Genomic DNA, 19074 nt, shown 5'->3' with positions numbered 1-19074 from the left:
GCAGGCAGGGCGGTTTAATAACGCCTACGACTGACGTAGCCGCATAATGGCATCTGTAATGCCCTGAGCGTTTGCGTCCAGCGTTGCCAGTGCGGCGATGGCGTTGTTATGTGCTTCCGGTGGACCAGATGTCCTTGCCCACAAGGCGACTTCTTCAATCGCCGCAGCTAGGGCGTGCTGGTTATGCAAGAGCAGCGTTAGTGCGTCTGCCGTTGCGATGTTGGCTTCGGAGCTATCTGGCATGGCTATCGTCCCTGAGTAGTGATGCGGGAATCCTAGTTCATCTCGCTGCTGGCCGGGGACCACTTCACCAATCCACTGATTCCCGATTTTTTAAAACCGGCACTTACTCTTGGGCAGTAACGGTCGTGAATCTGTGGCGGAAATATTGACGGGGTATCTGCGAAGCGGTGGAAATCCCGCTCTGTGTGGGTCGAGGTTAAGAGCCATTGCCGTGCCAGCTCTCTACCGGCAATCATGATCTAGAAATATTGCAGGCAAAGCAAAGCCCCGCCGATGGCGGGGCTGTGATTGTAGTTCCCTTACTCCTGGGGTAATTGTTCGGCCTTCTCCACGGCCTCTTTCTTGTCCATCCAGGGCTGGTAATCCGCCTCCGTGAGGTCAGGCCCGTTAGGCTTAAGGGACTGCTCAATTTTCGCATCGAGGATTGCGTACTCTTTCCTGAACTCTTCTTCGGCTGCTTCTATGGCATTCAATTGCTTAACCTTCTGCACTGTTGTAGTGCTGCACTGCAACAACTCGGCTACCTTTCGGATGCTCTTACCATCAGCCAGTAGCTCACTAACCCGCTTGTGAAGTTCAGTATCAGCCGGACGGCCTTTGTATGTACCGTCTGCCTTAGCTGTAGCGATGCCCTGAGCCTGACGGCGGCGACGGTCCTCATAGTCCTTGCGAGCTACTACGGCGAGTATGTCGAGTAACATACCGTTCACTGCGGCGATCATACCTTTGGTGAATTCGTCCATTCCCTCGGTAGGCTTCAAGGCTGCGTAACTGGTGCTTAGGTCAAGGGACACTACAGTCACCTTCTTTGCCGCGATCTTCGCCTTCAGCAGCGCCCAATCGTCCTGGCTAAGCCTAGATAGCCGATCTACACCCTCGATCAACAACACGTCACCTTCGTGGCTGTCGTCCAGCAGCCGGAACAACTGGGGGCGGTCCAGCTTGGCGCCGCTGGCGTTCTCGATGTAGAAGGCTGCGATCTTGTGCCCTTGCTCAGCAGCGAAGTCGATCAGCGACTGCTTTGCCCGTGTTGCGTCCTGTTCGGAAGTAGAAGCTCTAAGGTAAGCGCGGATGAACATAGTAGTTCCCTCTGTGTCACTTTGGATGTGTCACATAATGCCGTGTCACATAGGGTGTGTAAAGCTATTTAGTGACACGAATTTGAGGGCGCTTCAAGCGTGTTTTAACCCGGTTTGCCTGTAGTGCCTCAAGTACACCCGTAATGACACGCGGAGAGAAGCAAGGATGACTCATCTTCGATTAGTCACGGGGGGGTAGGTGGGCGCCACAGCGAGGGGTATCCAGATAGGCTGGCACTGGCAACGGAATCTCACCGAGCAGCGAGAAATAAACGCCGTGTGGCGACATTGGCTTAACCCGCCTGTAGCGAAGGCCCCGTAATTAGGGGCTTCGCCGGGTGCAGGGACACTTGAGCACCCTGACTGATGCCACAGAGAGAATAGTTACCGATTAGCTCTCGAATTAGTAACCGTGAAAGTGGGATGAGCGACCTGGGTTGGTTTGTCCTCGGGAGATGACGGAAATCTGCGTCATGTGGACCCGATGAAACATCGGGGTAGGCGTCAGTCATGCTGCCAGTGACCGAGGCTCTTCTAATGATACCGGCGGGAACTCCAGATACGCCGGGTAACCCTTGAAACCCCACTCGCTGTAGTACTTGTTACGATACCAACGCTTGAACCGTGGTTGATTCTTGTGCTGCTGGCGCCCCTGTTCGATAGCGGTATGAAGGCTCTCCAATACGCCTGTACGAGCTGCTGCGATCTCGTCGGCAGTGCAGATGCCTACGTCCAGCAACGATTGCCATGTAGCCTCAAACGAGCGGTACAGGTTGGCGATGTACGCACCCCAATCGGAACCACAGGCTTCCCACGCCCACCGCTCTGGAATATCCACGACTGGCACCAGTGTCTGTAGGTGCATGCGTTTCACCAACTTCGCCGCCAACTTTTCCACGGGGATGCTCAGGCCCTGTAGTGCGTTGAATGCCGCTTCTGTAATCAGTTTGACCAACTCCTGTCGATCCGGATCTACCACGCGTGCTGACGGTTTCCACGGGTTCCGGGGGCAGAAGTACTGTAACGGTGTCCACGTAGCATTGACGGGCTTGAGGAAACTGCCGTGTCGCTTCTGGATAAAGTCCTCGGTCTGGGCGAGGTACATCCCCAACACACGCACCAGTTGCAACATCGATTGGCAGTTGCCCTGGTGGCGTCCAGTAGCATCGGCGGCAACCCGCTCCAACTCATCTGCGTAGATGCACAAGACCGCCCTTGCATATACCTCTGACTGAAACTTGTTGGGTGTCGTCTTGCCGCGTTGGTGTGCGTCCATTTGTTCCAGCAACTCAATGTCGATATCACGCGACTCTAACTCGCTCAATGTCCATTGACGGTCAAGGTTGCGGATGGCAGTTCCCTTCTGCTGACGGTTGTAGATCCGCCGGGCAAGGGTGTGGCGCTTGTCGAGGTCAATTGACGGCACTTGATCAAGATAGTTATCAAACTCGTTGCCGAGGAAGTCGCGTATCTTCTCGACAATGGCTGCATCTGTGTCGCCCCGAACTACTGTCCACTTCCGTTTCAAAGTACTGGCGGCGATTCTCAGACCCGCATCGGTAGGCACTGGCTTGTTGCTCTGGCCCCGGTTCATCTGGCTGCAACCGATGAACAGGTTATGTGGGTGAAGCAGGCCGATATAGCCGTCTCTGCCCTTCCGTGGCTGGACATGGCAGATGTTGAACAGGTTTGTCTTCTGGTCGCTGCTCCAGCCGTAACACTTGTACATAGCGTTGCTGAGCGAATGCAGGTCTAACAGGGTGGCGGATGTGTGTCCGGTTAGAACTTGAACAGTGCCAGCCTTTCGGCACTCTCCAGCTACCCACCGGCCCTTTGTGGACTTGGCGTACTTCGAGTACCTGTTCTCTACCTTCTTGCTGGGCTGCCTCGCCCTGTGGGCCTTTTTACGGCAGACACTGGTGCAGTAGCGTTGAGATTTCTCGGTAAATCTTTTTGCGGAGTACTCGGTGCTGCACTGGCAGCAGATGTAGTTACGCTGCGTGGGTTGTTTCCGGCTTTCCATTACTTCCCTCAGAGGTTGGGATTTCAAGATACTGTTTATATGCTTCTGTAATCAGAAGGTTTATGAAGTAAGAAGGGTTGTACTTGCCCCTTGCCTGCATCATCTCGATCAGCTCTTTCTGAGCCTGCTCGTTCACGTTCAATCGCATGGTTTACACTCATTTTCTGTAGGTGGTGATTGGCTGAAAGCCACGTATTACGCGGGGTTGCTCATATTAGCGTGTCATAAATTCATACTACCCCGAGTACTCAACTGCCTTTCTGCAGGCAGCACGAAACCGACGAAGCCAGTTGGCGGCTCACCTGCCAGGAGTTTCGGGTTAAGCCGGCATCAAGTTATTCGGCACTTATGTAGGGAAGTGCAGAGTTGCTCTAATTGCGGAAGCAAATCATCCGATGCATCGCACGATCACCTGCCCTGCGGCGAGACAGGGATTACAGGACACAGACCCGTTTCTATCGGTGTATTAGCGGCGGGGATATGGGTACAGCGGGAGAGAAGCCGAGTGGTTTGCTCGACTAGACGCATACCCTACTACACTTTTTCCATCTGTCAATCACAAGCAACCGAACAATGCAAGTATTTTTTCGACCATCTGATATTCGGAGGTCGTAATCATCAGATCGCACTGCCCCACCGACGCGTTCAGGCTATCTGTCAGCCCGTGAAATATACTGGGGCATGACCCTGCTGGGCGTGCGGAATGCGCGTAGGGGCGCACTCGGTAGCACTAGAAGGGTGCGGCACCGATGCGAACTGCGTAAGGGTCTGACGGGGTGATGGGCACGTACAAATCGGCGTGGCGGGCTACGTACAATTGCTACGTACAATTGCTACGTACAATCCAGAAACGAAAAAGCCCCGCAGACGTTGATCTGCGGGGCTTTACGAATAATGGCGGAGAGATAGGGATTCGAACCCTAGGTACCGGTGAAGGTACAACGGATTTCGAATCCGTCCCATTCGGCCACTCTGGCATCTCTCCAACGGCGCGCATCATAACAACACTTTCGCCGGAAGCGAACCCCCTAAGCGAAATATTTCTGTGCTTTCAGATGCTTGCGTCGGTTAAAGCGGTACGCCCAGACGGTTGGCGACTTCTTCGTAGGCTTCGATGACGTCACCGAGGCCCTGACGGAAGCGGTCCTTGTCCATTTTCTTGCCGGTAGCCTTGTCCCACAGACGGCAGCCATCCGGGCTGAACTCGTCGCCCAGCACGATGGAACCATCGTGGAACACGCCGAATTCCAGCTTGAAGTCGACCAGCAGCAGGCCGGCGTCGTCGAACAGCTTGCTCAGGACTTCGTTGACCTTGAGCGACAATTCTTTCATGCGAACCAGTTGCTCGGCGGTGCCCCAGCCGAAAGCCACGACGTGGGATTCGTTGATGAACGGGTCGCCCTTGGCGTCGTCCTTCAGGAACAGTTCGAAGGTGTAAGGGTTGAGCTTCATGCCCTCTTCGACACCCAGGCGCTTGACCAGGCTGCCAGCGGCGTAGTTACGCACGACGCACTCGACCGGGATCATGTCCAGCTTCTTCACCAGACATTCGTTGTCGCCCAGCAGTTTGTCGAACTGGGTCGGCACGCCGGCCGCTTCGAGCTTCTGCATGATGAAGGCGTTGAACTTGTTGTTCACCATGCCCTTGCGGTCGAGCTGTTCGATACGCTTGCCGTCGAACGCCGAAGTGTCGTTGCGAAACAGCAGGATCAAACGGTTAGCGTCGTCGGTCTTGTAAACCGACTTGGCTTTGCCGCGGTAGAGTTCTTCACGTTTTTCCATGATGGGCTCCGCTTGCTAAGTAGATGGGCTAGGCGATGTGTCGCCAGTCGAGCCCTGAATCTTGATCGGCCAGTTGCAGCCAGTCCGGGTCGCACCCGAGGGTGTCGACAAAACATTGCCGGGCCAGCTGCGGCAGGTTGTTTTTGCTGCTCAGATGGGCCAGGACCAGGTGTTGCAGGTCCTTCCAGCCCAGCTCGGCCACCAGGAATGCCGCCTGATGGTTGTTCAAATGTCCCAGTTCACCGCCCACCCGCTGCTTGAGAAAGTACGGGTAATGACCGCGAGCCAGCATGTCCCTGCAATGGTTGGACTCGATCATCAATGCATCGAGGTCCCGGTAACCGTCCAGCACCTTGTCGCAATAGGAGCCCAGGTCGGTCAACAGGCCAAAACGCCGTGAACCGTCACTGAAGACATACTGCGTCGGTTCCTGTGCATCGTGGGCCACGGCAATGACACCGATGCTCAAGTCGCCGATCTGCAACTGCTCGCCGCCGGCCAGAAAGCCTGCGGGTTCAATCGGTTTGCGCATCCCGCGCAAAGTCCCGCGACTGAGGTAGACAGGCAGATTGTAGCGCCGAGACAGCAAACCCACGCCATGCACGTGGTCGGCATGTTCGTGGGTCACGAGTATCGCGCTCAGCTGCGCAGGGTTCACACCCAGTCGCAGCAGGCGTTTTTCGGTTTCCCGCAGGGAAAAACCACAATCCACCAGCACGTACGTATCAGCGCTGGCTATCAGCGTGCCGTTCCCTTGACTGCCGCTGCCGAGAACGGCAAAACGCATAGGATCAGCCCAGGTTGTCTTGAATCATGCTCAACACTTTACGCGCCACATCTGCCGGCGCCACGGTGTTGATGTTCTTCTCGACGGTGACCTGGACGTTCTCGCCAACCTTGCTCAGGCGAACCTGATAACGCTCGGCACGGGCTTCAAGCTCTTCCTTGCTCGGCGCACTGCCGAACAGGCCGCTGAGGAAGCCAGGCTTGTCGTCTTTGCTCTCGGCTTTTTCGGCCAGGTTGATGTAGTACAGGCCCAGGCTGCGGTTGATGTCTTCAACGCGCCATTCGCCTTGTTCCAGCGCACGACCTACGCTCGACCAGGCACGGTCAAGGTCGGTACCGACGTTCAGCACAGGGTTGCCGCTGCCGTCTTCGCTCAGGCTGACACGGCTGGGCGCGTCGAAATCACGCGAAGCCAGCATGGAGACAGAGCCGCCCTTCTCCGAGATACGGCTCATGCTCGCGAGCATGTCGTCGACCAGTGCCGCGTCCAGGCCAGTGTTGACCGAACGGTTGGTGAACTCGACGTCGGCGGTGCTGCCGGCAGGACGCTCAGCGCTGACCACGTAGACTTCACTGGTGTTGCGCTGCACGCCCGGCTCGATGCGCACCCGCACGCGGGTTTCGCTGTCGGTGCTGACGCCGGCCGCGCTCAGGCGCTTGGCCATGGCCGCAGACAGTTCATCGGAATGCTGCCAGGTCGTGGTGAATTCGCCGGTTTGCGGACGCTGTTCATCCAGACGGAAACCGTTGTCCTGGAAGAACTGAACGGCCACAGGCCAGATTTCGGCCGGTGGGTTCTGCGCCAGGATGGAGCTGGTGCCGCCGCTCTTCTGCAGCGAATAGGGACTGGCGTCGGCAGCCGCCGTCAGAGGCTGGGGACGAGGAACGACGTATTCGCCCGTGGCGGTGTCGTCGGCCACGTTGCGCGGGATCGGCAACAGCGGATCCAGACGCTTGGCGGTATGGATATCCGGCGGAATTTGCATCGGTGCAGTCTGTTGCGCTTCCAGGTAATCGCTACCACGGTCACGGAAATAACCTTCCGGGCCCCAGATCCATCCGCAGCCACTGGTGCTGGAGATAATCAAGGCAAGTGCGGAAAGTCCGGCCATTCGCTTCATGCGTTGTACTTCCTCAATTAAACCAGGACGCTGCACTGGCGCAGGGCCGTGCGGAGCGTTTCGTGACAAGGTGCGCTCAGCCAGGTCAGCGGCAGGCGAATGCCTTCGTGCATCAGGCCCATTTCGACCAAAGCCCACTTCACCGGAATCGGGTTGGCTTCGATGAACAGGTCCTTGTGCAGCGGCATCAGTTTTTCGTTGATTGCCCGTGCAGTCTCGGCATCACCCTTGAGGGCGGCCTCGCACAGATCGGCCATTTCACGCGGCGCGACGTTGGCGGTGACGGAGATGTTGCCCTTGCCGCCCATCAGGATCAGCTCGACCGCGGTCGGATCATCGCCGGACAGCACGATGAAGTCCTTGCTGACGCCATCGAGGATGGCCTTGGCGCGCTTGAGGTCGCCGGTCGCTTCCTTGATACCGATGATGTTCGGCACGGTGGACAGGCGGATCACGGTCTCGGCCTGCATGTCGCAGGAGGTGCGGCCGGGCACGTTATAGAGAATCTGCGGGATGTCGACCGCTTCGGCGATGTGCTTGAAGTGCAGATACAGGCCTTCCTGGGTCGGCTTGTTGTAGTACGGCACGACCAGCAGGCAGGCATCGGCGCCGGCTTCCTTGGCATTGCGGGTCAATTCGACGGCTTCGCGGGTCGAATTGGCGCCGGTACCGGCAATCACCGGAATGCGGCCATTGACCTGCTTGACTACCGCCTTGATGACGGCGATGTGTTCATCGACATCAAGGGTTGCCGATTCGCCGGTGGTACCGACGGCGACAATGGCATGGGTGCCGTTTTCAAGGTGGAAGTCCACGAGTTTGCTGAGGCTGTCCCAGTCAAGACGCCCCTGTGCATCCATGGGAGTGACCAGTGCCACCATACTGCCCGCAATCATGAAACCGCTCCTGCCGGAAAAAGAGAGCCGTAATGGTACTGGCGCCAAGTTGCTTGCACAAGCGAAGTACTGTGCTGCCGCCATTCCCCTTGGCGCCGGTTTTCGCTACCCTTCAGACTTTGATCGTTACAGACAAGCTCGTCCGTCGGGTTTCAGCCTCCATTTTCGGCATCACAAGTCCTGATCCAGCGTTGCCACGTCTCGCTCCCGCCCCGGCGGAGCCTGTTCGCAACCTGTCACTCGGGACTTTCTGAGTTCGCATCCGCAGGCTCGCTCCCGGCCAATCAGCCCTTAGACGTACCGACCGCTCATCGCTTTAGGAATGCTGCATGTCCACCCCCACAGTTCGCGAACAATTCCTTGTTATCAGTGCCCTCGGCGCCAACCCCATGGAGCTGACCAACGTCCTGTGCCGCGCCAGCCATGAAAACCGCTGCGCCGTTGTCACCTCTCGCCTGACCCGTCATGGCGAATGCAGTGCCCTGGTGCTGGAAATCTCCGGTAGCTGGGATGCCCTGGCGCGCCTGGAAGGCAGCCTGCCAGTGCTGGCCAAGCGGCATGCGTTCACGGTCAACGTGGTACGCAGCGCCGCCCTGGAAAACCGCCCACAGGCCCTGCCGTACGTCGCTTATGTCAGCTCGGCCTACCGCTCGGACATCATCAACGAGCTGTGCCAGTTCTTCATGGACCACAATGTCGAGCTGGAGAACCTGACCTGCGACACCTATCAGGCTCCGCAGACCGGCGGCACCATGCTCAATGCCACGTTCACCGTGACCTTGCCGGCCGGCGTGCAGATCAGCTGGCTGCGCGATCAGTTCCTGGATTTCGCCGACGCGCTGAACCTGGACGCCCTGATCGAACCCTGGCGCCCACAGAACCCAATGTAAGGAAGCTTTCCATGGCCGTTGCCATCGACCAACCGGTTGCCGATTTCGAAGCCCCCGCCACCAGCGGGCAGACCGTCAGCCTCGCAGGCCTGAAGGGCAAGCAGGTGGTGATCTACTTCTATCCGAAGGACAGCACGCCGGGCTGCACCACCGAGGGCCAGGGCTTTCGTGATCAGCATGCTGCGTTCAAGGCCGCCAATACCGAAGTGTTCGGCGTGTCGCGCGACAGCCTGAAATCCCACGAGAACTTCAAGTGCAAACAGGAATTCCCCTTTGAGCTGATCAGCGACAAGGACGAAGCCATCTGCCAGCTGTTCGACGTGATCAAGCTGAAAAAGCTGTATGGCAAGGAATACATGGGCGTGGATCGCAGCACCTTCCTGATCGACAAGAATGGCGTGCTGCGCCAGGAGTGGCGTGGCGTGAAGGTGCCGGGGCATGTGGATGCGGTTCTGGCGGCGGCTCAGGCACTCGACAAAGCCTGATTCATATAGCGCCTATCCGGACGCCTTCGCGGGCAAGCCCGCTCCCACAGTTGACCGAGTTGTTCAGGCGAACAAGGTCCAATGTGGGAGCGAGCCTGCTCGCGAAGAGGCCGTCAGCTTCACCGAAGAGTCAAAGCAACGGCGCGACTTCCGGCTCCTTGCGCGGCCAGGCATCCAGCACAGCCTTGAACAGCGTCGCCAGGGGAATCGCAAAGAACACCCCCCAAAAGCCCCACAAGCCGCCAAACAGCAGCACCGCGCAGATGATCGCCACCGGGTGCAGGTTGACCGCCTCCGAGAACAGCAAGGGCACCAGCACGTTGCCATCGAGCGTCTGGATGATCCCGTAGACCGCCATCAGGTAGATGAACTGATCGCTCCAGCCCCACTGGAACAGCGCAATCAGAAACACGGGCACAGTCACCACCACGGCGCCGACATAAGGCACCACCACCGAAATCCCCACCAGCAGTGCCAGCAACGCCGCGTAGTTGAGTTCAAGCACGACAAAGGCGATGTAGGTCACGCCACCGCAGATGAAAATTTCGATGACCTTGCCGCGAATGTAGTTGGCGATCTGCCGGTTCATCTCATGGGCGACCCGGGTGATCAACGCCCGCTCACGGGGCAGGTAACCGCGCACCCACTGGCCGATCATGGCCCGGTCCTTGAGGAAGAAAAACACCAGGATCGGTACCAGCACCAGGTAGATCATGATGTTCACCAGCAATGGCAGGCTCGACAGCGAGAACGTCAGTGCCCACTGACCAAACTTGCCGATTTCGCCGCGCGCCACTTCGATCGCCTGCAGCACTTGCTCATCGGACACCAGATGCGGATAGCGCTCGGGCAGCAGCAGCAACAGCGACTGCCACTTGGCGAGCATGCCGGGCAACTCGTTGAACAAGGTGATCAGTTGATGCCACAGCAGCGGCACGACCACCACGATAAACACCAGCAACAGCCCCATGAACAACGCAAAGACCAACCCCACCGCGACCCCGCCCGGCACACGCAGGCGTTCAAGCGTCACCACCAGCCCCTGCATCAGGTACGCCAGCACCATCCCGGCGAGCACCGGCGCCAGCATGCCGCCCAAGGTCAATACGGCGGTGAACGCCAGAAACAGCAGGACAGCCAGCACCACCGCTTCTTCATCGGAAAAATAGCGCTGAATCCAGTCGCGTAACACTTTGAACATCAATAATCCTTAGGAGCAAACGCTGCAGACTTCAGGCTTTTTTCAACCAGTAGCGGTAAACACCCGCCTCATCTTCTTCACGAAGCAGGGTATGACCGGCCAATCGGGCAAAGGTGCGAAAGTCGCGCTGCGAACCTGCATCGGTGGCGATGACCTTGAGTACCGCGCCACTGGCCAGCCGGTTGAGCTCCATCTTGGCCTTGAGCAACGGCAGCGGGCAATTCAGGCCGCTGGCGTCCAGTTCAACGTCATGCTCTACAGCGTCGGTCATTGCATCACTCCGGGTCAGGTGGTTGAGATGCCTAGAATATCTGGTCGCAACGCCGGTGTCCGGCTACAGTAAGGTCTTTGTCGACTAAGGCTTTGTGCATGACATTTTTGCGCCCTACCCTGCTGACGCTCGCTTGCCTGCTCGCCTCACCGGGCTTCGCCGACGACCTGCCGTCACTCGGCGACGCCAGTTCTGCCATTGTCTCGCCACAACAGGAATACCAACTCGGCCGCGCATGGCTGGCCATGTTGCGCAGCCAGGTTTCGCAACTCAACGACCCGCAACTCAAGAATTACGTGGAATCCAGCGTTTACCGCCTGCTGGAGACCAGCCAGGTCACTGACCGGCGCCTGGAATTCATCCTGATCAACAGCCCGCAGCTCAACGCCTTTGCGGCGCCGGGCGGGATCGTCGGGGTCAACGGTGGCTTGTTCCTCAACGCCCAGACCGAAGGCGAATACGCCTCGGTACTGGCGCACGAACTGGCTCACTTGTCGCAGCGCCACTTTGCCCGGGGTATCGAAGCACAAAAACGCATGCAAGTACCCATGATGGCTGCATTGCTGGCGGGTATCGTGGTAGCGGCGGCAGGTGGCGGTGACGCCGGGATCGCAGCCATTGCCGGCACACAGGCAGCAGCCATTCAGGAACAGCGGCGATTCTCCCGCCAGAACGAACAGGAAGCCGACCGTATCGGCCTCCTCAATCTGGAAAAGGCCGGTTACGATCCCCGCTCGATGCCCACCATGTTCGAACGCCTGGGGCGTCAGTACCGCTACGATGCCAAGCCACCGGAGTTCCTGCTGACTCACCCGGTCACCGAATCGCGTATCGCCGACACCCGCAACCGCGCCGAACAGTTCCCAACGGGCGGCATTGAAGACAGCATGCGCTACCAGCTGATCCGCGCACGCGTACAGCTGATCTATGAAGAAACCCCGGGGCTCGGCGCCAAGCGCTTCCGCGCCCAGCTCGACGAGAACCCGAAAAACGACGTCGCGCGCTACGGCCTGGCGATCGCCCAGATCAAGGGCGGCCAACTGAACGAAGCACGGGAAAACCTCAAGCAGTTGCTGGCCAAGTCACCTAACGAAATCATCTACAACCTCGCTCAGGTCGATCTGGACATCACCAACAATCGCCTGGCGGATGCCCAGTCCCGGGTTGACCGCCTGATGACCCAATACCCTGGCAACTACCCGCTGAACCAGGTGCGTGTCGACTTGCTGCTCAAGCAAAACCGCACCGCAGATGCGGAGAAAGCCCTCGAAAGCCTGCTCAAGTCACGGCCGGATGACCCGGACGTGTGGTATCAGGTTGCCGAGACGCGCGGACTGTCGGGCAATATCATCGGCCTGCATCAGGCGCGTGCCGAATATTTTGCCCTGGTCGGGGACTACAAACAGGCCATTCAGCAACTGGACTTCGCCAAACGCAAGGCCGGCAGCAACTTCCCGCTGTCTTCGCGGATCGACGCGCGGCAACGCGAGCTGATGGAACAGGAGCGCTTGATCAAGGACATGATGGGCTGACGCCCTTGCAGACAAAAAGTCCGGACATAAAAAAACCGCCTCTTTCGAGGCGGTTTTTTATTCAGCCATCAACCGGATTATTCAGCCAGCTTGAAGGTGATGAAGCTCGCACGACCTTGACGCAGCACTCGCATCGACACCGAACGGTTCTTTGGCAGCGCCTTGGCGATGTCCGCGAACTCCTTGGCGGAACCGATGGCCTGGTTGTTCAGGTGGGTGATCACATCACCCGGCTGCAGGCCGATCATGGCGGCAGGACCGTCCTGCACTTCCTTGATCACCACACCACCTTTGAGGTCGTAGGTTTTCTTCTGGTCGTCAGTCAGTTCGACCACGGAAACACCGAGGCGATTGCTGCTGCGCTCGATGCTGGATTTTGGCTCGGCGCCCATTTCCTTGTCTTCATCCGGAATGGCACCGACGGTCAGCTCGACATTTTTGCGCTTGCCGTCACGAATCACTTCCAGATCGGCCTTGGCGCCAGCCTTCAATGCGCCAACGAGGTGCGGCAGGTCAGCCGACATGACGATTGGCTGACCGTTCATGCTCAGGATCACGTCGCCCACTTGCAGGCCACCCTTGGCAGCCGGGCCATCATCCTGGATCTGGGCCACCAGCGCACCCGCCGGCTTCTCAAGGCCAAACGACTCGGCGAGATCCTTGCTCACTTCCTGAATCACCACGCCCAGCCAGCCACGGCTGACCTTGCCACCGGACTTCAGCTGATTGGAAACGTCCATGGCCACGTCGATCGGGATTGCAAACGACACGCCCATGAAGCCACCGGAGCGGGTATAGATCTGCGAGTTGATCCCGACCACTTCACCGTCGAGGTTGAACAGCGGGCCGCCCGAGTTACCCGGGTTGATCGGCACGTCGGTCTGAATGAACGGCACATAGTTTTCATTCGGCAGACTGCGACCGACGGCGCTGACGATGCCTTGGGTCACCGTATGGTCAAAGCCGAACGGCGAACCGATAGCAACCACCCACTGGCCTGCCTTCAGGTCCTGGGATTTACCGAGCTTGAGCACCGGCAGATCCTTGCCTTCGATTTTCAGCAGCGCCACGTCGGAACGTGGATCGGTACCGACCAGCTTGGCCTTCATTTCGCTGCGATCGGCCAGACGGACGAGGATTTCGTCTGCATCGGCGATCACGTGGTTATTGGTCAGGATGTAGCCATCAGACGAGATGATAAAACCCGAGCCCAGGGAAGTTGCCTCGCGCTGACGGTCACGAGGAGAACGCGATTGCGGCGGCATGCCCCGCTCGAAGAATTCGCGCAGCATTGGCGGCAGGCCTTCGAGGTCGGGCATTTGCTGGCTGACTTTGCGATCCGGCAGCTTTTGCGTGGTACTGATGTTCACGACCGCGGGCGAGGCTTGTTCGACCAGTTGCGTAAAGTCAGGCAATTCGACCGCTTGGGCGGTGACCGCCTGACCGAGCACCAGCACGGTGGCAATAATGGAAAGGTAGGACTTCAAGCGTGGTATCGACATACGGCTCCCGTTACGACGAGCAGGGTTAAGCGATATGGAGCAAGGAACACCGGGAACAATACGCCGGTATTTTTGTTCCGGGAACAACAAACAAGGCCAGAGCCGAGGGGCTCTGACCTATAAGAAATTTAAGGTTTTTTTGCAAATTGAAATGCTCACGAAACATTTCGAATTTAGCTCACTGCTTGGTTGCAGTGGCGTCGGTGCGCATTGAAAGCGCTATCCGTTCAGCAGTACCTACCGGTATCTCGCCGACGACGGTCACCATCATGTCGCCCTGTGCCGTGGTCAAGCGCCGGGAAACCGCAACGGTCGGCCCCAACTGAGTACGGGTGTCGGTGACGGTTGCGCCATTCAACGGTTCGAGGAATACCGAAAAACGCGCCAGCCCATCGTCGTACATCAGGCTATTGACCTGGGTCTTGGTCTGCGGATCCTTGCGAGCGGTACTGCTGGTCAGCTCGAAGCCGGGAGGCAACCAGTCGGAATGCCAGACCTGGGCAGTCTTGACGGCAGAAGCCTTGTCACTGTCGAGGTTGACTGGCTTGCAATCATTGCTGGCCTGCAGATCCTTTTCGGAAGGAACATCGGCCGTATCCAGTTGCGTGAACTGGAAGCGCTCCAGCAACCGCCCCTTGTCGTCCAATAACAAAGACTTCAGAGGCAGGCCGGTTTCTTTGTCCAGATGCAGTTCAAAACCGTAACGGTGTTGATCGCGGGGTTTCAGCGATACGATCACCGCCGAACGCCCGGCAACACGCGACTTGCCGATGACGGCGAGGTCATACCAATTCTTGAGCTTTTGAGGATCGAGTGCACGGGCAGCGGAGTTGGGGGAGTCCCCCAGCCCTGCTATCAGTGTGCCGCTGACGCATTGAGTATGCCCATCAATGCGAACGACTTCCTGAGCGGAGCCGTCGAGCTGGATCAATCGCTCGCGGACCTTTCCATCCTGGACGAGGTGCCAGATGTTATGGGTAGAAAAACTACCGTTACGCTCGTAGACGAAAGTACCCTGAAAGCTTTGCTGCTGCTCTGCCTGGCCCAGGCGGGTCAACCAGTCCTGGGCATCATCAGCTTGGGCTGGAACGATGAACCAGCCGCTGAGCAGAAGCGAAAGTAGAGGTATGGCGCGCATGATCCTCCTTAACGGTTTTCCAGACTTGCCGCACGAGCGTAAGGCAGAGCGCTCTCAGTACCTTTCAGTGCAGCCTGTTGTGCATGTTGGCGCAAGTAGCCTGGCAGACGCTGATCGTGCCAGCCTGGCTGACCTTGCAAAACGCCATTGGCCATTGGGCCTGTAGCTTCCGAACTCTCATTGTAGCCTGCCAGAACAGCAGGGCCTTTTACTTGAGGAGCGGCCAGTGCGGGCTGACTGGATTGCTGGGCCAGTTCGGTACCGGCGATCTCATCCTGGTTGTACAGGCGCACACCGGCCAGTACCGCCAGGGTCACAGAAGCTGCGACCGCCAGACGACCCAGGCTGCGCCATGGACCGCGGGAAGCTTTTGCCGGTGAGGCTTCGTCAGCCAGGGCAGCAGAAACAGCCGCAGCGATGTCCAGGCGTGGAAGCAGCAGATCCTTGTGCATCACTGCCCGAGCGATCTGATAACGAGCCCAGGTTTCACGGGTTTCAACATCGTCGCAGGCATTCAATACCCGACGCAATTCCAATTCGTCCGCTTCGTTATCCATCACTGCGGACAGCGATTCCTGCAGGGCTTCACGACTCATGGCGTTCCTCTCTTGGCTGTCGCCGCTGTCTTTAGTTTTCCTGCAACAACGGCTGCAGGGCTTTATCGATGGCCTCCCGGGCGCGGAAAATCCGGGAGCGCACGGTGCCTACCGGACATTGCATGACGCTCGCAATGTCCTCGTAACTCAGACCATCAAACTCACGTAAAGTTAAAGCCGTACGCAAATCTTCCGGCAGTTGCTGAATGGTTCGATGGACAGTGCCTTCGATCTCATCCCGCAGCAAAGCCCGTTCTGGCGACTCGAGATCCTTGAGGCCATGATCGCCATCGTAGAACTCTGCATCCTCGGAACTGACATCGCTATCCGGCGGCCGACGGCCGCGTGAAACCAGATAGTTTTTCGCCGTGTTGATGGCGATGCGGTAAAGCCACGTATAAAACGCGCTGTCTCCGCGAAAATTTCCAAGTGCACGGTACGCCTTGATAAAGGCTTCTTGTGCCACATCCTGGGCTTCATGGGTGTCGTGCACAAAACGCACGATCAACCCGAGAATTTTGTGCTGGTATTTCAGCACTAGCAGATCGAAAGCACGCTTGTCGCCGCGCTGAACGCGTTCGACCAGTTGCTGATCCTCTTCCTGGGTTAGCATGAACACTCCTCGATGAGCTCGGAGGAGGCTTGCAGAAGTAAACCACCAGACTTGCAACCATAGACTCGGGCTTTTCGCAAAAGTTCTCCCCCTCCAGGCAAGTTTCCTGCGGGCTCTGATTTGGCACGCACGAAAAGCGCAGCGCGAGTGGGCCCGGCTGCGCGAATAATCTTGTCATCGGATTCTTCGCCAGGGATCGAACTGCAATCCTGTACTGAATCCGACGCTGTCCCTTGTTTCAGGCAACGGTCTATTGATCTTGGCACTTTGGCAAAAGTTCCAAATATTTATAGCTGCGCCGAACCGACATTGTGCAACCGTGAAGCGAAAAAGACTGTTAAATCGGCGATACAGTCATTCTCGCGCGCAATGGACAGAAAACCATCCGACGAAGCGCCCGACATTTTGCGTCACAGTAGTTTCACAATGCCATGCTGGCTCGGGTATTGTGCCGTCCCCCCCCTCTATATACTAGTGGGCTGTGCGGCTGACTTGACTCGCCAGTCCAGCTGCGCCACCCCCGACCCGGGTCGCTTTGAGCGGAATCCTGAAATGAGCCAACAGTTTCAACACGATGTTCTGGTAATTGGCAGCGGTGCTGCCGGCTTGAGCCTTGCGCTGACCTTGCCCGGTCATTTGCGCATTGCCGTATTGAGCAAAGGCAACCTCGCCAATGGCTCGACGTTCTGGGCCCAGGGTGGTGTTGCCGCCGTGCTGGACGACACCGATACCGTTGAATCCCATGTCGATGACACACTCAATGCCGGCGGCGGCCTGTGCCATGAAGACGCGGTGCGCTTTACCGTCGAGCACAGCAAGGAAGCGATTCAATGGCTGATCGACCAAGGCGTGCCCTTTACCCGCGATGAACAGTCGGGCAATGAAGATGGCGGGTTCGAATTCCACCTGACCCGCGAAGGCGGTCACAGCCATCGGCGCATCATCCACGCCGCCGATGCCACGGGCGCTGCCATTTTCACAACCCTGCTCGAGCAGGCCAGGAAACGACCGAACATCGAACTGCTGGAGCAGCGGGTTGCGGTAGACCTGATCACCGAGAAACGCCTGGGACTCGAAGGTGATCGCTGCCTCGGTGCTTATGTGCTCAATCGCGGTACTGGCGAAGTCGATACCTATGGCGCCCGCTTTGTGATCCTCGCCTCCGGCGGAGCGGCCAAGGTTTACCTGTACACCAGTAACCCCGACGGCGCCTGCGGCGATGGCATCGCCATGGCCTGGCGCTCAGGCTGCCGGGTGGCGAACCTGGAGTTCAACCAGTTTCACCCCACCTGCCTGTATCACCCGCAGGCCAAGAGCTTCCTGATCACCGAAGCCCTGCGCGGCGAGGGTGCCCACCTCAAGCTGCCCAACGGCGAGCGCTTCATGCAGCGCTTCGATCCACGGGCAGAACTGGCGCCACGGGACATCGTCGCCCGGGCCATCGACCATGAAATGAAACGCCTGGGTATCGATTGCGTTTATCTGGACATCAGTCACAAGCCCGAGGCCTTCATCAAGACGCACTTCCCGACGGTGTACGAACGCTGCCTGGAATTTTCCATCGACATCACCAAACAGCCGATTCCGGTGGTCCCGGCGGCGCACTACACCTGCGGTGGCGTGATGGTCGATCAACAGGGCCGCACCGACGTGCCGGGGCTGTACGCCATTGGCGAAACCAGTTTCACCGGCCTGCACGGCGCCAACCGCATGGCCAGCAACTCGCTGCTTGAATGTTTCGTTTATGCCCGCTCGGCGGCCACGGACATTCTCGAACAGTTGCCCCGGGTTCCAATGCCCGCCCCCCTTCCCGCCTGGGATGCGAGCCAGGTCACCGATTCCGATGAAGACGTGATCATTGCGCACAACTGGGATGAGCTGCGGCGGTTCATGTGGGACTACGTTGGCATCGTGCGCACCAACAAACGCCTGCAACGGGCACAACACCGCGTACAACTGTTGCTGGATGAAATCGACGAGTTCTACAGCAACTACAAGGTCAGCCGGGATCTGATCGAGCTGCGCAACCTGGCCCAGGTGGCCGAGCTGATGATTTTGTCAGCCATGGAGCGCAAGGAAAGCCGTGGCCTGCATTACACCCTCGACTACCCGGACATGTTGCCGGTCGCGCTGGACACTATTCTGGTGCCGCCCACCTACGTCGGCTGAATTTGAGCCGGACCCGCAGGCGTCGGTGCACATCCGCCGCCTGCGCATCCCGGGGCACGCAAATGGCCCTGACCCGGCGCTCGCCACGCAGACGGAAACGCAAGACCACCACCAACGGCAGCGCCAGGCTGTCCGGCCTCAGCTGCACGGGCTGCCAACCCTTGGCCCGACTCCACAACTGCCAGCCATCGGCATCGCGCCGCAAGCCGCAAATGGCCTGCGGGTGCGTCAACAGAATCCCCCGGGGCAACAGCCAGACGCCGTGAGCCACGCACAGCACAACGCCGAGCGCGCTGGCCCAGAGCGGAATCGACAGTAAAAACAACGAACCCAGCGCGAACAGCTGGGCCAGCAGATATGCCGCCAGCAACTGCCGCGAGGCATGCCAGCGGCATTCGAACGAATTACTTGGGCTGGACACGATCCAGGATCATGCGAACCATGCGTTGCAATTCAGGATCTTCGGATTCGCTGCGTTCCATGAACCAGCCGAACATGTCCTGATCCTCACACGTCAGCAGTCGGACGTACAACGCGCGATCCACCTCGTTGAGCGTTGCGTAAACCTCTTTCGTGAACGGTACCAGCAACACGTCAAGCTCAAGCATGCCACGGCGGCTGTGCCAAAAGAGGCGGTTCAGTTCAACATCTTCGACCATGGAGCGCTCCTCAAATAGGCCGCAAGTATACAGGCCCGCGCACCGTCGAACAGTCGGCTTTGGTCGGGCACCGGTGATCCTTTGTGAA

The 19074-nt window shown here is 58.3% G+C and carries 19 protein-coding genes, 1 tRNA gene and 1 pseudogene; 4 read left to right on the top strand and 17 right to left on the bottom strand.

The window, feature by feature from the left end; genetic code table 11:
• Positions 1–24: 24 nt before the first annotated feature.
• The 9 genes and pseudogenes from ACXX83_RS03530 to dapA form a co-directional block, all read right to left on the bottom strand.
• The gene (locus tag ACXX83_RS03530) at positions 25–243 is read right to left on the bottom strand and encodes a hypothetical protein (protein ID WP_458547577.1); all 219 of its coding nucleotides are present in this window, start codon (positions 241–243) and stop codon (positions 25–27) included.
• 476 nt (positions 244–719) lie between these two features.
• Positions 720–1322: pseudogene (locus ACXX83_RS03525) on the bottom strand (recombinase family protein); the annotation flags it as partial.
• Between the two features lie 508 nt (positions 1323–1830).
• Positions 1831–3051: a hypothetical protein gene (locus ACXX83_RS03520; protein ID WP_458547576.1), complete on the bottom strand. Its 1221-nt coding sequence runs from the start codon at positions 3049–3051 to the stop codon at positions 1831–1833.
• Between the two features lie 262 nt (positions 3052–3313).
• Positions 3314–3493 carry a hypothetical protein gene (locus ACXX83_RS03515; protein ID WP_458547575.1) on the bottom strand — a complete coding sequence of 60 codons (180 nt, stop codon included), beginning with the start codon at positions 3491–3493 and terminating at the stop codon, positions 3314–3316.
• 747 nt (positions 3494–4240) lie between these two features.
• Positions 4241–4330 (bottom strand) — tRNA-Ser (locus tag ACXX83_RS03510).
• An 83-nt stretch (positions 4331–4413) separates the two neighbouring features.
• Positions 4414–5127, bottom strand: a complete 714-nt coding sequence (purC, locus tag ACXX83_RS03505) for a phosphoribosylaminoimidazolesuccinocarboxamide synthase (protein ID WP_007944067.1) — start codon at positions 5125–5127, stop codon at positions 4414–4416.
• 28 nt (positions 5128–5155) lie between these two features.
• The gene (locus ACXX83_RS03500; protein WP_102674437.1) at positions 5156–5914 is read right to left on the bottom strand and encodes an MBL fold metallo-hydrolase; all 759 of its coding nucleotides are present in this window, start codon (positions 5912–5914) and stop codon (positions 5156–5158) included.
• A 4-nt stretch (positions 5915–5918) separates the two neighbouring features.
• Positions 5919–7034 (bottom strand): NlpB/DapX family lipoprotein, encoded by a 1116-nt coding sequence (bamC, locus tag ACXX83_RS03495; protein ID WP_458547574.1) that lies wholly within the window; start codon positions 7032–7034, stop codon positions 5919–5921.
• Positions 7035–7051: 17 nt separating this feature from the next.
• Entirely contained in the window at positions 7052–7930 is an 879-nt protein-coding gene (dapA, locus tag ACXX83_RS03490) for a 4-hydroxy-tetrahydrodipicolinate synthase (RefSeq protein WP_007979774.1), read from the bottom strand.
• Positions 7931–8259: 329 nt separating this feature from the next.
• On the opposite strand from dapA, the gene ACXX83_RS03485 reads away from it, so the two are divergent.
• Both ACXX83_RS03485 and ACXX83_RS03480 read left to right on the top strand, forming a co-directional pair.
• On the top strand, positions 8260–8820 hold the full coding sequence (locus ACXX83_RS03485; RefSeq protein ID WP_007979776.1) for a glycine cleavage system transcriptional repressor: 561 nt from the start codon (positions 8260–8262) through the stop codon (positions 8818–8820).
• A gap of 11 nt (positions 8821–8831) precedes the next feature.
• The gene (locus ACXX83_RS03480) at positions 8832–9305 is read left to right on the top strand and encodes a peroxiredoxin (RefSeq protein WP_126049850.1); all 474 of its coding nucleotides are present in this window, start codon (positions 8832–8834) and stop codon (positions 9303–9305) included.
• A 130-nt stretch (positions 9306–9435) separates the two neighbouring features.
• On the opposite strand, the gene ACXX83_RS03475 is transcribed toward ACXX83_RS03480, so the two are convergent.
• Both ACXX83_RS03475 and ACXX83_RS03470 read right to left on the bottom strand, forming a co-directional pair.
• Positions 9436–10506 (bottom strand): AI-2E family transporter, encoded by a 1071-nt coding sequence (locus ACXX83_RS03475; RefSeq protein ID WP_007979780.1) that lies wholly within the window; start codon positions 10504–10506, stop codon positions 9436–9438.
• Positions 10507–10537: 31 nt separating this feature from the next.
• Positions 10538–10777, bottom strand: a complete 240-nt coding sequence (locus ACXX83_RS03470) for a sulfurtransferase TusA family protein (RefSeq protein WP_007979782.1) — start codon at positions 10775–10777, stop codon at positions 10538–10540.
• A gap of 98 nt (positions 10778–10875) precedes the next feature.
• Here ACXX83_RS03470 and ACXX83_RS03465 point away from each other — a divergent pair, with 98 nt between their 5' ends.
• Positions 10876–12309: a M48 family metalloprotease gene (locus ACXX83_RS03465; protein WP_095966284.1), complete on the top strand. Its 1434-nt coding sequence runs from the start codon at positions 10876–10878 to the stop codon at positions 12307–12309.
• A 77-nt stretch (positions 12310–12386) separates the two neighbouring features.
• Here the strand turns inward: ACXX83_RS03465 and ACXX83_RS03460 are convergent, their stop codons facing one another.
• From ACXX83_RS03460 to rpoE, 4 genes are all read right to left on the bottom strand, one after another.
• Positions 12387–13811: a DegQ family serine endoprotease gene (locus tag ACXX83_RS03460; RefSeq protein WP_015093914.1), complete on the bottom strand. Its 1425-nt coding sequence runs from the start codon at positions 13809–13811 to the stop codon at positions 12387–12389.
• A 178-nt stretch (positions 13812–13989) separates the two neighbouring features.
• Complete coding sequence (locus ACXX83_RS03455; RefSeq protein ID WP_015093913.1) at positions 13990–14949, bottom strand: MucB/RseB C-terminal domain-containing protein; 960 nt, start codon at positions 14947–14949, stop codon at positions 13990–13992.
• 8 nt (positions 14950–14957) lie between these two features.
• Positions 14958–15545: a sigma-E factor negative regulatory protein gene (locus ACXX83_RS03450; protein WP_015093912.1), complete on the bottom strand. Its 588-nt coding sequence runs from the start codon at positions 15543–15545 to the stop codon at positions 14958–14960.
• Between the two features lie 31 nt (positions 15546–15576).
• Entirely contained in the window at positions 15577–16158 is a 582-nt protein-coding gene (gene rpoE / locus ACXX83_RS03445) for an RNA polymerase sigma factor RpoE/AlgU (protein ID WP_003172477.1), read from the bottom strand.
• 552 nt (positions 16159–16710) lie between these two features.
• On the opposite strand from rpoE, the gene nadB reads away from it, so the two are divergent.
• Complete coding sequence (gene nadB, locus ACXX83_RS03440; RefSeq protein WP_015093911.1) at positions 16711–18327, top strand: L-aspartate oxidase; 1617 nt, start codon at positions 16711–16713, stop codon at positions 18325–18327.
• On the opposite strand, the gene ACXX83_RS03435 is transcribed toward nadB, so the two are convergent.
• Entirely contained in the window at positions 18296–18748 is a 453-nt protein-coding gene (locus ACXX83_RS03435; protein ID WP_217837466.1) for a protein YgfX, read from the bottom strand. The two genes, nadB and ACXX83_RS03435, sit on opposite strands and share 32 nt — an antisense overlap.
• Positions 18732–18986: an FAD assembly factor SdhE gene (locus tag ACXX83_RS03430; RefSeq protein WP_007979797.1), complete on the bottom strand. Its 255-nt coding sequence runs from the start codon at positions 18984–18986 to the stop codon at positions 18732–18734. The genes ACXX83_RS03435 and ACXX83_RS03430 overlap by 17 nt, the downstream gene beginning before the upstream one ends.
• Positions 18987–19074 lie beyond the last annotated feature (88 nt).

It is taken from the genome of Pseudomonas sp. GNP012, from assembly GCF_054343835.1.
Note: the sequence above shows the minus strand (reverse complement) of the source record. Positions and strands in the feature narration are given on the sequence as shown.